Below are 12,720 nucleotides of genomic sequence, written 5' to 3'. Positions count from 1 at the left end.
CAGGCTTGAATTTGGAGAGAGAGCCCGCCCTCGGGCGGGCTTTCAGTTTGGTCCGCGTCGGGCGAGGAAAAAAGACTTCAAGCCTTCTTGGCCTTTTTCGCGCCGCTAGGCGCAGGCGCTTTCTTCTTCACCGGCGCTTTCTTCTTCAACCGGCTCTGATTGTATTCGATGGCGGCGCGGATGAGATCTTTCAGCGCCCGCTGATTGATCTTGTCGCCCTCGAGAAAATCGATCGCGCGCCGTTCGTTGCCTTCGAGGCCGGCGTTGAACAGCTTGTCGGGATCGGCAAGCTTCGCCCCGTACATGAAGGTCAGCTTCACCTTGCCTTTGTGGGCGTTGGCGACGGCGATGATGCCGTCACGCGACCATACCGGGCTGCCCATCCACTTCCACTCCTCGATGATTTCGCGGTCGGCTTCTAGGATGGTCTTGCGGAGGCCGGCAAAGGTCTCGCCGCGCCAGTCGGTAATTCCGGCGATCAGCTGGTCGATGCGCTGCGATGGAGTCATTGCACCCTCATGTCCCGATTAACGAGCCGTCGAACAACATGGCCCTTCCACATCCAGAGCCCCGACAGCAACATGACCGGAAAGAATACGAATCGGGTCGGGGGAGCATAATCCGGAAGCACCTCGAACGGGCTATAGATGTAGCCGATGATGGGAATCGCGCAGATGATGTGAGTCCAGCGAATGATCGAGCGTAGGGTGGCATCTTTCATGAGGGGATCCGTTTTCGGTACTAACGCGTGATGGGTGGCGGCGAGGCGTTGCCTAGCAGCGCTTCAATCGATCTTTGCCTCACTCGATCCGCGCCAATACCTGTTCGAGACTTGCGAGGAATTTCTGCCAACCGAACCGGGCGCCATGAAAAGCCTGCTTCTGGTCCGGACGGAAGCCCGACTGCTCCATGCGCAGCAGCGTCCCCGCGCCTGATGGCGTCAGGGTCCAGGTGACGACGCTGTCCAGACCCATGGCCGCCCAGGTGTAGGACAATGTCTTGCCGGTCTCGATTGTCAGGACCTGACAGTCAACCGAGCCCCAGTCGGCGCGAAAACTGAAACGGTGATCCACCGCGGGCTTGAAGTCGCTCTTCATCAGCCACTCCTCGATCAAATGCGGTTGCGTCAGCGCGCGCCAGATCTTTTCCGGCGGGAAGGCGATTTCGCGTTCGACGATGACTGTACTGATTTCGGTCGCGGGTGCGTTCACTGGTCCATCCTTTTGAGCAGGTCTTCGAGGTGATCGAACCGGCTTTGCCAGAAGCCGGCCATCTCGCTGGTCCAGTCGATCAGCGGGCCGAGCGCGCCGAGTTGCGCGCTGTAGTGGGTCTGGCGGCCTTCGTGGCGGTCGCGCACCAGTCCGGCCTGTTTCAGGACGCCGAGATGCTTCGAGACGGCCGGTTGCGAGACCCCGGCCTGGGTCGTCAGGGCACCGACCGTCTGCTCGCCCTTGCGGCACAATTGCTCGAAGATCGCCCGCCGGGTCGGATCGGCGAGCGTTTTGAACAATGTATCGGAAGCGTTCGGCATGTGGGATCGATAACCCGTTGGCTATGGGTTTGATCCATAACTGATGAGCTATGGATTAGTCAATCGGAGAAATTGAGTTTCTCAGTGCTCGTCATGACCGGGCACAGCCGTCCGCAGGACGGCTTCGCTTCCGCTCGCCTATGTCCCGGCCATCCATGTCTATCTTGCGCGTTTGGGCAAAGACGTGGATGCCCGGCACAAAGGGCGGGCATGACCGCGCCAGGTGCCAGTTCGACATACCCCGTTGGGTCGTGCGTGGTCCCCAAGCCCGGTTTCCATCTCCACCTGCCGCATGCATAATTCGAAAAATCGCCTCTCACCGGATTTCCCCATGTCCCTTCAGGCCTATCTCGCTTTCGTCGCCGCCTGCGTCGCGCTGGCGCTCATTCCGGGTCCGGTGGTGACGCTGGTCATCGCCAACGGCCTGCGGCATGGCACGCGCGCGGCGCTGACCAACATCGCCGGCGTTCAGGCCGGCCTGACCATCGTGATCGGCATCGTCGCGGTCGGACTGACCTCGCTGATGGCGACCATGGGCTACTGGTTCGACTGGGTGCGATTTGCCGGTGCGGCCTATCTGGTCTGGCTCGGCATCAAGCTGGTGTGGTCGCCGGTCGAGGGCGTCAAGGCCGACGAGCCGCCGCCACCGCCGCGCGGCGGGTTTTTCCTGCAGGGCTTTCTGGTGCTGTTGAGTAATCCGAAGGTGCTGATTTTCTTCGGCGCGTTCATTCCGCAGTTCATGGACATGAGCCGGGATCACTTCTCGCAGGTGGTCCTGCTCGGCTTCACCTTCATGGCCACCGGCGCGGTCACCGATACGATCTATGCGGTGCTGGCGGGGCGGGCGCGGCGGTTCTTCTCGGCCAAGCGCACCCGGCTTTTGTCGCGCGTCTCCGGCGGCTTCATGATCGGCGGCGGCATCTGGCTGGCGCTGACGCGGGCAAGGTGACGCGCAGGCCGGCATGATCCCAAGGCCTGTTGAACCCCAGGCTTGTTGAACCCTAAGCCGCGACGGCGCGTCTAATCCCGGCGTCGTCTCTGGGGGAAGTTCATGCCAAATCTGCCGTGGTACGTTTACCTGATGCTGCTCGCGCCGCTCGGGCTCATTCTGGTCGCCGCCGCCTACAAGACGTTGCAGGTGCGCGCCGCCCGCGAATGGCCGTCGGCTGCGGGCAAGGTGGTGATCTCGAATTCCGAAGTGCGCGAGATCCGGGTGATGGACAGCGACCGCGAAGATGGCCATCGCTTAGAGCAGCGCAACTTCGCCAACATCGTTTACGAATACACCGTCAGGGGCCAGCTGCTGCGCAACAACCGCGTCAGCATCGGCGAGGACCGCGGCAATTTCGAAGTCGCGGAAACCATCGCGCGTTATCCGGCGGGCACGCCGGTCACGGTGTTCTACAACCAGCTGCATCCGAACGAAGCCGTGCTGGAACGCGACCTGCCGACGGGCCTGTGGGGCTGCCTCGGCATCGGCACCGCGGTGGTGCTGGCGATCGTGTTCGGCTCGGTGTTCGGCCTCAACCGGTTGTCCGAATTTCTCTCGGCGCGGCTGGCGGATCCAAAGCTGTCGCCGCTCGTGATCGCGTTCGGCGCGTTCGGTGTCGTCATCGCGCTGTTCGCACTGGTGATGCAAAAGCAGGTGCGGCTGGCGACGAAATGGCCGGTCGTGTCCGGCACCATCAAGATGTCGGATGTCGAACAATACCGGGCAGCGCCGACCGAGCAGGGATCGCGCGGCGCGGTGATGTATCAGCGGCAGGTGTCGTACGCCTACCGGTTCAACGATGTCGACTACACCGCCATCGAAGCCCGCTTTGCCACCGGCAGCAACTCGACGTCGGGCTGGCTGATGCGCAAGTTCATGACGGCCTATCAGGACGGCGCCGCCGTCAAGGTCTATGTCAATCCGCTCAATCCGTCGGAGGCGACGCTGAACCCGCGCACCAGTTTTGCCTGGGTGTTGTGGCTGCTCGCAGCCGGGTTCGCGGGCCTCACCTACTACACGGCGGTTCACGGTTAGGCAGAAAGCAACCCCTGCGCCCGCAGCAGCGGCTCGACCTCGGTCAAAATCCGCGCCAGTCGATCGGCCCAGGATTTCTCGCCGGCGGGATCCGAGATCAAATCCTGGCGGATCTCGATGCCGGTATTGATCAGGCCGCGTGCTTCGCCGTGCACGGGAATGGTGTAGTCGGTATCATCGCTCACGGCATAGGGCTCGTTGTCGCCGACCACGAGATCGCCCTCGGCGCGCAACAGTTTCAGCAGCAGCGGCGGCAGATGGGTGTCGCGGTGATAGAGCGTGCCGATATGCCACGGCCGCGCGATCCCGGCATAAGCAGGCGTGAAACTATGCAGCGACACCAGCACCGTCGGCAGGCCGGCGGCTCGGCGCGCATCGATGATCGCGTCGATGCGGTGGTGATAGGGATCGAAGATTTCCGCGCGCCGCATTTGCGCGGCCTCGCGCGCAAGGCCCTCGTTGCCGGAAATGGTGGTGGCCTCGCTGATGCGCGGGATCGCGCCTGCGACATGCGGCGGGCGGTTGCAGTCGATCACCAGCCGCGAGTAGCGCTGCACGATCAGGTGCGCGTCGAGCTGTTTCGACAAGGACTCCGCGACGCCGGCAATGCCGATGTCCCATGCGATGTGCCGCACAAGTTCGCTCTCGGGCAGCCCGAGATCGCCGAGTACGCGCGGAATCAGCCGGCCGTAATGGTCGCAGGTGAGAAAGAACGGCGAGCGTCCCGCCGCGTTGTACTCACGGACCGGGGGAACATCCTCGGTTCCCAGAAGTAAGACTGTGTCGTCTGCGGGGTTCAACAGCAAATTTCCCTGATTGGTGCCTATTCAAGCGGCAGACGACCTGCAAATGAGCAACGTTCACTCTAGATTAGAGCACCCAGAATCGATGATTGTTGAACGATGCCGCTCCTGACCATTCACCACAAGACCGTATATCGCTACAACCGCCCGGTGGCGTTTGGCGAGCATCGAATCATGCTGCGCCCGCGCGACGGCCATGACCTGCGCGTGCTGTCGTCTAGCCTCGAGATTTCGCCGCAGCCGATGTCGCTGCGCTGGATCCACGACGTGTTCGGCAACAGCGTCGCGATCGCGACCTTCGACGAGCGCGCGGAAACGCTGTCGTTCACCTCGATGGCGACCGTCGAGCACAATCCGGCGGAAGAGTTTGCGCTGACCCCCGACGACACCGCCTATTTCTATCCGTTCCTCTACGACCGCGAGGAATTTCCCGACCTCGAGCAGTTCATCGCGCCGCAATATGGCGATCCGAACGGCGAGCTGTCGGCGTGGGCGCGGCAGTTTCTCGACGCGGACGGGCCGACACCGACCATCAACATTCTCAGCGGCATGACCCACGGCATCCGCGAGGCCTTCACCTATCGCAAGCGCCACGAGCAGGGCACCCAGCATCCGCTCGACACGCTGCAGACCGGCTCGGGCACCTGCCGCGATTATGCGATGTTCATGATCGAGGCATTGCGTCGGCTCGGCATCGCCGCGCGGTTCGTCTCCGGTTACCTGTTCATTCCCGGCGACAGTGCGCACGGCTATGTCGGCGGCGGCTCGACCCATGCCTGGGTGCAGGTCTATCTGCCGAGCGCCGGCTGGATCGAGTTCGATCCGACCAACGGCATCGTCGGCACCCGCGACCTGATCCGCGTCGCTGTGGCGCGCGACCCGCGCCAGGCGATCCCGCTGCACGGCTGCTATCTCGGTTCGGCCGACGCCTATGTCGGCATGGAGATCAGCATCAACGTCGTATCGGTCGGCGATGTCGCGCCCGAAGCTCGATCCGGAGCGCAGTCCCAACGTCAGTCCCACGAGAGGGTCTGATCGTGGAGATCGACGTCGGCTTCGAGATTTCGTATGCGGCCGTGGCGCCGACGCCGATGGTGATGATGCTCTCGGTCCACCCGTCGCGCCGCGTCGACATCGTCGGCCAGGAAAGCATCGTTGCCGAACCGAAAGTGCCGATCGGTTTCTACCGCGACAGTTTTGGCAATGTCTGCGGCCGGCTGGTGGCGCCCGCCGGCGGCGTGACATTGAAGGGAAAGGCGCGGGTCCGCGATTCCGGGCTGCCCGATGCGGTGGCGCCGGACGCGCAGCAACTGCCGATCGATCAACTGCCCGACGACGTTCTGCAATATCTGATGCCGAGCCGCTATTGCGAGACCGACAAGTTGATTGATATCGCCTGGTCGCTGTTTTCAGCGACCAAACCCGGCTGGGCGCGGGTGCAGGCGATCGTCGATTTCGTCCACGACCACGTCACCTTCGGCTACGAGCATGCGCATCACATGAAGTCGGCGCATGACGTCTATGAGCAGCGCGCCGGCGTCTGCCGCGACTTCGCGCATCTGGCGCTGACGTTCTGCCGCTGCATGAACATCCCGGCGCGCTACTGCACCGGCTATCTCGGCGATATCGGCGTGCCGCCGGATCCGGCGCCGATGGATTTCTCCGGCTGGTTCCAGGTCTATCTCTCTGGCGAGTGGTACACCTTCGACGCCCGCCACAACCACCCGCGCATCGGCCGCATCCTGATCGGCACCGGCCGCGACGCCGCCGACGTCGCGCTGACCACGAGTTTTGGCCGGATGGACCTCGTCAAGTTCGTCGTGGTGACGGACGAGGTGGTGGCGGCTTGATCCCGAGCGCGTTGCCGGGATAACTGCGCGGCATGATTTCAGATCGTCTGTTCGTCTACGGCACCCTGATGCGCGGCTTCGATCATCCGATGGCGACGCTGTTGTCGCGCAGCGCGGATTATTTGGGCACGGCGACCTGCCGCGGCCGGCTCTATCTCATCAAGCACTATCCGGGGCTGACGCTGTCGGATGATCCCACGGACATCGTGTTCGGGGAGTTGTATCGCCTGCGCGACCGCGATGCGCTGCTCGGCGAGTTCGACATGTATGAAGCCTGCGGCGAAGGCTTTCCCGAGCCGACCGAATATCTCCGGCAGATGCTGCGGGTCACGCGGGAAGACGGCTCCGCGAGCGAGGCGTGGACCTACATCTACAACTGGCCCGTCACCGGCCTGCCGCACATTGCCTCGGGGAAGTTTCTGGAGAAGTAGGTTCGCGCGTCAACCCGCATCCAGCCTTTCGCGCTCGACGCGAATGTCGACCTCGCGCTCGACATAGCTCCATTCCTCGGTCTGGCGCAGCAGGCCCACCAGTTCCTCGAACAGCGATTCATGGTCCGGCTGGTATTCGAACCAGGTCAGGAAATCGAATGGTTCGCCGAAGTCGCGGCTGTGATAGAGCTGCCGCGCGATCGCGGGCAAAAATCTCAGGCTCGACGCGATGTGGTGCGACTTGTCCTCGAAGATTTTTCGCCGTTCTTCCTGCGTCAGCTCCCACCAGGCCGCCGACTTCCGGATCGGGATCAGCGCCGCACGGCTCGCCTCGGGCCGGCCGAGCCCGGCCTGCGCGGCGGTAAGCTGGTCCTTCTCGGCGCGCTCAACGTAGCGGACATGGCTGGTAACGCCCACCAGCCGCCAGGAGTTTTGCGAGGGCACGATCGGCAGCGCGACCGATTCGGAGCGGGTGACCGAAAGCGACGGCGTCAGCGCCAGGCCGGCGCCCTTCACCGGCGCCACCAACATCACCCGCCACGCCCCGCTTTGTCCGCCCCTGAACACCGTGAACATGGAGACATGGAAGCGTGGAACCGGGCAGGTTTCAAGCGGCGCAAGCGGTGTACCACCTTCGTGCCGCCGTCATGCCCGGTAAAAGCGCGAAGCGCGTCTTCGCGCTAGATGACCCGGGCATCCACGTCTTTCTCTGCTATAGCGGGCCATGACGAGGGAGGGAGGGGGCCGCGTTCTCCGCGGGTGCAGTTCGACCTCAAGCCCGCTTCTTCTTGGCCTTCTGCTGCATGTAGGACCGCAGCACGGCGTTAATCCGCCGCTGGTAGCCGTCGCCTTGCTGCTTGAAGAAGTCGAGCACGTCTTCATCGACCCGAATGGAGATGGCTTTCTTCCGGGCCGGCATCACCAGCACGGCGTCCGACCAGTCGATATCCTTAAATTCCGCCCAGTCCGGATCGTTGGCGATAGCCTTGGTGATGTCCTCGTCAGTCAGAGCATCGACGCGCGCCCAGTCAGTCTTGCCCTTCCGGCGATCGCCCCATTTTCGCGTTACGATATTTTCTTTCTTCATTTTTCCTCGCGCGTCGCGCCGAGATGATCCGGATAACGTTTGACCGTCGCGTAAAGATCACGGCGATCAACCTGTTTCCCAAAAAACCTATCGCAACCCAGCGCTCCTCATTGTTTCGATTTGACGGATGGAGACTGACCGGTCCGTAAAAGATATCGCTGGCGTCGTCGAAGGAAATGCCGTGCTTGATCAGGTTGGCATCGCTTTTGATCTCATCCCACTCGAAACCCGCCGCCGGGAGAAGTTCGAAATCAGCCATTCTCGACCTTGAGATATTGTATATACAAATGTATGCTCTCTGTCAAGTCGACTGCGCTCTCGGGTTGTAGATTGATCCGATATCCCGTCCCTGTGAATAGGCTGGATAAACCCGACGAACTTCGTATTTCTCCCGCCCATCCCTATATCCATGATCGGTTGGCACAAGCCCGCCGACTTAAGGCACAAACTCACCCCATGCGGTTCACGCCCCAATTTCTCGACGAACTGCGCGCCCGGCTTCCGGTTTCGGAAGTCGTGGGGCGGCGCGTGAAGTTGAAGAAGGCGGGACGGGAATATAAGGGGCTGTCGCCGTTCCAGCAGGAGAAGTCGCCCTCGTTCACGGTCAACGACCAGAAGGGGTTTTACCACGACTTCTCCTCCGGCAAGCACGGCGACATCATCTCGTTTTTGATGGAGACCGAGGGCGTCGGCTTTACGGAAGCCGTCGAGCGGCTGGCCTCGATGGCCGGCATGGCGCTGCCGGCGGTGACGCCGGATGCCGCAAAGCACGAGCAGCGCCGCAAGACGCTCTATGACGTGATGGACCTTGCCGCAAAATTCTTCTGCGACACGCTGGCCTCGCGCTTCGGCGCCAAGGCGCGCGGCTATCTCGCCGACCGCGCCATCACGCCGGCGACGCAACTCCAGTTCCGCATCGGCTATGCCCCGGGCGGCCCCGGCGAGCGCTTTGCGCTGAAGGAATATTTGGGCGCCCAGGGCATTTCGACCGACGACATGGTCGAAGCGGGATTGCTGATCGGCGGCGACGACATTCCCGTGCCCTACGATCGTTTCCGCGACCGCGTGATGTTTCCGATCACGGATATTCGTAACCGGGTGATCGCATTCGGCGGCCGTGCGCTGGAAAAGGATGTTCCGGCAAAGTACCTGAATTCGCCGGAAACGCCGCTGTTTCACAAGGGCGACAACCTCTACAATTTAGCGCCCGCGCGGCAGGCGACGCATAACGGCGCGCCGTTGATCGTGGTCGAAGGCTATGTCGACGTCATCGCCATGGTCACCGCGGGTTTTGGCGGCGCCGTCGCTCCGCTTGGCACGGCGTTGACCGAAAACCAGCTCGCGCTGATCTGGAAAATGGCGGACGAGCCGATCCTTTGCTTCGATGGCGATCGTGCCGGACAGAAGGCGGCCTATCGCGCCGCCGACCTGGCGCTGCCGCATCTGAAACCCGGAAAAAGCCTGCGCTTTGCATTGCTGCCCGAAGGGCAGGACCCCGACGATCTCGCGCGCTCCGGCGGACGCGTTGCGATCGAGGAGGTCATCGGTGCGGCGCGCGGGCTCGCCGACATGCTGTGGTTGCGCGAGATCGAGGGCGGCAGCTTTGCGACCCCCGAGCGGCGTGCGGCGCTGGAAGCGCGGATCGGCGAACTCAGCAACGGCATCCGCGACGAGGTGGTGCGGCGCTACTATCGCCAGGATCTCGCCGAGCGGCTGCAGCGCACTTTTGCGCCGGAAGGCGGGCGCGGCGGCGGCTATGGCAGGGGCAATTTCGGCAGGGGCGGAGGCGGCGAATCAGGCCGCCGTTTTGCCCCCCGCGGCGCGTTCACCGGGGGCCCGGCGGGCCGATTCGCCGGTGGCGGCGGCCGCGGGCAGGGGGCGTCGACCGGCCAGACCATCAACCGCGGCCCCTACCAGGCCGCGAGCCCCCAGTTGGCCAACAGCCCGATCATGCGCGGCCAGCGCTCGGCAATCTCCCGCCGCGAGGCGCTGATCCTGCAATCCCTGATCAACCACCCCTGGCTGTTGCACGACCATCTGGAGGAGGTGGCGGCGCTGGAACTGGCTCATCCGGAGGCCAACAAGCTCCGCGCCGGTATTATCGCGGCCTTTGCCAACGACCATCACCATTCTCCGGAGCCGGAAGAGCAGGCCGAGAAGATGCGGGCCGATCTCGAGGCTCGCGGATTAGGTGAGATTCTTCAACGGGTTGAACGGGTGATCACGACCTCGGCGGTGTGGGGGAGCAAGCCGGGGGCGGCGCGGGAAGACGTTTTAGCGACCTGGCAGCAACTCGTTGTCTTGCATCAGAAAACTCACGCCCTACTTAGGGAGAAGAAGGACGCCGAGCTGGCCTTGGGCGAGGACGCCAGCGAAGCCAATCTGGGTTGGCTGAGGGATGTCAGTGCCCGGCTGGACTCGCTGGACGGCACCGAGGCCCTGATCGAGGGTTTTGGCGAACTTTCGGGCCGGTTCCGAAAAAGCGTCTGATGAAAAATTCATGCGGACGGCCGCGGCCGGAGCCGTTAAAAGACTCGCCAAACCCATGGTTTGGCTGCAAAAACAGGGTTAAGCGAAACTTAATAGCCGCCAAGGTACTTAGCAGGTCTAGAGCCTATTGGCATAACACCGGTGACGAGGGGTTTAGGGGGTGGCGACAGTTTGCGCCGCCCTTTCCGCGTCATGAGCATGAGGATCATGCTCGAGAAGGGAGCATGATCCGGAAAAGTGGATACCGGTTTTCCGGTCGGATCATGCTCAAGAAGTAAATCGAGCGAGGCGGCTTTTCGAAGAAAAGTTGTCTCCAGTTATTCAAGGCAGGCAGCGGCTGACGCTGTCCGGCATGAGCGCGTTTCGGGAGCTTGATGAATGGCCACCAAGGCAAAGACGCTGCAGGTTAAGGACAAGGAAAAAGACGACAAGGCAGCGGACGCCCCTGAGAAGGATTCGCCGGACGCGCCGTCGCCGTTGCTCGACCTGTCGGATGCCGCCGTCAAGAAGATGATCAAGCAGGCCAAGAAGCGCGGCTTCGTGACCTTCGATCAGCTCAACGAAGTGCTGCCCTCCGACACCACTTCGCCCGAACAGATCGAAGACATCATGTCGATGCTCTCGGACATGGGCATCAACGTGTCCGAAGCCGAAGAGGCCGACTCTGAGGAAGAAAAGGAAGAGGCCGACGACGACACCGACAACGAGCTTGTCGAGGTCACGCAGAAGGCCGTCACCGAGGTCAAGAAATCCGAGCCCGGCGAGCGCACCGACGATCCCGTCCGCATGTATCTGCGCGAGATGGGCACGGTCGAGCTGCTGTCGCGCGAGGGCGAAATCGCGATCGCCAAGCGCATCGAGGCCGGCCGCGAGGCGATGATCGCGGGGCTCTGCGAAAGCCCGCTGACCTTCCAGGCCATCATCATCTGGCGCGACGAACTCAACGAAGGAAAGATCTTCCTTCGCGACATCATCGATCTCGAAGCGACCTACGCCGGCCCCGACGCCAAGAACAACATGAACCCGGCGCTGATCGCCGCACCCGTCGGTCCCGACGGCCAGCCGCTGCCGGCCGCCGCCGGTGCCGCGCCCGCGCATGTGGCACCCCCGGCCGCCCCGCCGTCGCCGACCCCGTTCCGCGCCGCGCCTGCGGCCGGTGCCGAAACCGAAGAAAAGGATCCGGCCGAGGCCGCCGCCGAAGGCGACATGGATGACGACGAGTTCGAAAACCAGATGTCGCTCGCGGCCATCGAGGCCGAGCTGAAGCCGAAGGTGGTCGAGACCTTCGACAAGATCGCCTCCGAATACAAGAAGCTGCGGCGTCTTCAAGAACAGGACATTGCCAACCAGCTGCAGAGCGAGACGCTGTCGCCCTCGCAGGAGCGCAAGTACAAGAAGCTGAAGGACGAAATCATCGTCGAGGTGAAGTCGCTGCGGCTCAACCAGGCCCGTATCGATTCGCTGGTCGAGCAGCTCTACGACATCAACAAGAAGCTGGTCTCGTTCGAAGGCCGCCTGCTTCGTTTGGGTGACAGCCACGGCGTCGCGCGCGAGGATTTCCTGCGCAACTACCAGGGCTCGGAGCTCGATCCGCGCTGGCTCAACCGTGTCTCGAAACTCTCCGCCAAGGGCTGGAAGAATTTCGTCCATCACGAAAAGGACCGCATCAAGGAACTGCGCGGCGAAGTCCAGCAGCTCGCGGCATTGACCGGTCTCGAGATCGGCGAATTCCGCAAGATCGTGCACGGCGTGCAGAAGGGCGAGCGCGAGGCGCGCCAGGCCAAGAAGGAAATGGTCGAGGCCAACCTGCGTCTCGTGATTTCGATCGCCAAGAAGTACACCAACCGCGGCCTGCAGTTCCTCGACCTGATCCAGGAAGGCAATATCGGCCTGATGAAGGCGGTCGATAAGTTCGAATACCGCCGCGGCTACAAGTTCTCGACCTATGCGACGTGGTGGATACGGCAGGCGATCACGCGCTCGATCGCCGACCAGGCGCGCACCATCCGCATTCCCGTGCACATGATCGAGACCATCAACAAGATCGTGCGTACCTCGCGCCAGATGCTGAACGAGATCGGCCGCGAGCCGACCCCGGAAGAGCTCGCCGAAAAGCTCGGCATGCCGCTGGAGAAGGTGCGCAAGGTTCTCAAGATCGCGAAAGAGCCGCTGTCGCTGGAAACCCCGGTCGGCGACGAGGAAGATTCGCATCTCGGCGATTTCATCGAGGACAAGAACGCGATCCTCCCCATCGATGCCGCGATCCAGTCCAACCTGCGCGAAACGACGACGCGCGTGCTGGCCTCGCTCACGCCGCGCGAAGAACGCGTGCTCCGCATGCGCTTCGGCATCGGCATGAACACCGACCACACGCTGGAAGAAGTCGGCCAGCAGTTCTCGGTGACGAGAGAGCGTATTCGTCAGATCGAAGCCAAGGCGCTGCGGAAGTTGAAGCATCCGTCGCGAAGCCGGAAGCTGCGGAGCTTTTTGGATAATTGATCT

At 62.7% G+C, this 12,720-nt stretch carries 15 protein-coding genes; 7 read left to right on the top strand and 8 right to left on the bottom strand.

Features of this window, described 5'->3' with window-relative positions; genetic code table 11:
- Window positions 1-77: 77 nt before the first annotated feature.
- The 4 genes from FFI89_RS29115 to FFI89_RS29100 form a co-directional block, all read right to left on the bottom strand.
- The gene (locus tag FFI89_RS29115; RefSeq protein WP_138830955.1) at window positions 78-509 is read right to left on the bottom strand and encodes a DUF1801 domain-containing protein; all 432 of its coding nucleotides are present in this window, start codon (window positions 507-509) and stop codon (window positions 78-80) included.
- Window positions 506-721 carry a hypothetical protein gene (locus FFI89_RS29110; protein WP_138830954.1) on the bottom strand — a complete coding sequence of 72 codons (216 nt, stop codon included), beginning with the start codon at window positions 719-721 and terminating at the stop codon, window positions 506-508. Before FFI89_RS29110 ends, FFI89_RS29115 begins: the two co-directional genes overlap by 4 nt.
- A 79-nt stretch (window positions 722-800) precedes the next feature.
- A complete protein-coding gene (locus tag FFI89_RS29105) occupies window positions 801-1,211 on the bottom strand; it encodes an SRPBCC domain-containing protein (protein ID WP_138830953.1) in 411 nt (136 codons plus the stop codon).
- Window positions 1,208-1,531, bottom strand: a complete 324-nt coding sequence (locus FFI89_RS29100) for a helix-turn-helix transcriptional regulator (protein ID WP_138830952.1) — start codon at window positions 1,529-1,531, stop codon at window positions 1,208-1,210. The genes FFI89_RS29105 and FFI89_RS29100 overlap by 4 nt, the downstream gene beginning before the upstream one ends.
- Before the next feature lie 331 nt (window positions 1,532-1,862).
- Between FFI89_RS29100 and FFI89_RS29095 the strand changes: the two genes are divergently transcribed.
- Entirely contained in the window at window positions 1,863-2,480 is a 618-nt protein-coding gene (locus FFI89_RS29095; protein ID WP_138830951.1) for a LysE family translocator, read from the top strand.
- Between the two features lie 102 nt (window positions 2,481-2,582).
- Window positions 2,583-3,557, top strand: a complete 975-nt coding sequence (locus FFI89_RS29090) for a DUF3592 domain-containing protein (RefSeq protein ID WP_138830950.1) — start codon at window positions 2,583-2,585, stop codon at window positions 3,555-3,557.
- Here FFI89_RS29090 and FFI89_RS29085 read toward each other — a convergent pair.
- Window positions 3,554-4,363 (bottom strand): N-formylglutamate amidohydrolase, encoded by an 810-nt coding sequence (locus FFI89_RS29085; protein ID WP_138830949.1) that lies wholly within the window; start codon window positions 4,361-4,363, stop codon window positions 3,554-3,556. The genes FFI89_RS29090 and FFI89_RS29085 overlap by 4 nt on opposite strands.
- 96 nt (window positions 4,364-4,459) lie before the next feature.
- On the opposite strand from FFI89_RS29085, the gene FFI89_RS29080 reads away from it, so the two are divergent.
- From FFI89_RS29080 to FFI89_RS29070, 3 genes are read left to right on the top strand one after another with little or no spacing between them, the layout of a single operon-like run.
- A complete protein-coding gene (locus tag FFI89_RS29080; RefSeq protein ID WP_138830948.1) occupies window positions 4,460-5,395 on the top strand; it encodes a transglutaminase family protein in 936 nt (311 codons plus the stop codon).
- Between the two features lie 2 nt (window positions 5,396-5,397).
- Window positions 5,398-6,210 (top strand): transglutaminase family protein, encoded by an 813-nt coding sequence (locus FFI89_RS29075; RefSeq protein WP_138830947.1) that lies wholly within the window; start codon window positions 5,398-5,400, stop codon window positions 6,208-6,210.
- Window positions 6,211-6,242: 32 nt separating this feature from the next.
- A complete protein-coding gene (locus tag FFI89_RS29070) occupies window positions 6,243-6,641 on the top strand; it encodes a gamma-glutamylcyclotransferase (RefSeq protein WP_138830946.1) in 399 nt (132 codons plus the stop codon).
- 9 nt (window positions 6,642-6,650) lie between these two features.
- On the opposite strand, the gene FFI89_RS29065 is transcribed toward FFI89_RS29070, so the two are convergent.
- The 3 genes from FFI89_RS29065 to FFI89_RS29055 all read right to left on the bottom strand — a co-directional run bounded on the left by FFI89_RS29065 (window position 6,651) and on the right by FFI89_RS29055 (window position 7,987).
- The gene (locus tag FFI89_RS29065) at window positions 6,651-7,217 is read right to left on the bottom strand and encodes a chlorite dismutase family protein (RefSeq protein ID WP_138830945.1); all 567 of its coding nucleotides are present in this window, start codon (window positions 7,215-7,217) and stop codon (window positions 6,651-6,653) included.
- 196 nt (window positions 7,218-7,413) lie between these two features.
- Window positions 7,414-7,728, bottom strand: coding sequence for a BrnA antitoxin family protein (locus FFI89_RS29060; protein ID WP_138830944.1), 315 nt, complete (start codon window positions 7,726-7,728; stop codon window positions 7,414-7,416).
- Entirely contained in the window at window positions 7,670-7,987 is a 318-nt protein-coding gene (locus FFI89_RS29055; RefSeq protein ID WP_138830943.1) for a BrnT family toxin, read from the bottom strand. Before FFI89_RS29055 ends, FFI89_RS29060 begins: the two co-directional genes overlap by 59 nt.
- A 197-nt stretch (window positions 7,988-8,184) precedes the next feature.
- On the opposite strand from FFI89_RS29055, the gene dnaG reads away from it, so the two are divergent.
- Window positions 8,185-10,218, top strand: coding sequence for a DNA primase (gene dnaG / locus FFI89_RS29050; RefSeq protein WP_138830942.1), 2,034 nt, complete (start codon window positions 8,185-8,187; stop codon window positions 10,216-10,218).
- Window positions 10,219-10,596: 378 nt separating this feature from the next.
- A complete protein-coding gene (gene rpoD / locus FFI89_RS29045) occupies window positions 10,597-12,717 on the top strand; it encodes an RNA polymerase sigma factor RpoD (protein WP_138830941.1) in 2,121 nt (706 codons plus the stop codon).
- Window positions 12,718-12,720: the final 3 nt, after the last annotated feature.

It is taken from the genome of Bradyrhizobium sp. KBS0727 (genome assembly GCF_005937885.2).
In the GTDB taxonomy this organism is placed as follows: domain Bacteria; phylum Pseudomonadota; class Alphaproteobacteria; order Rhizobiales; family Xanthobacteraceae; genus Bradyrhizobium.
Note: the sequence above shows the minus strand (reverse complement) of the source record. Positions and strands in the feature narration are given on the sequence as shown.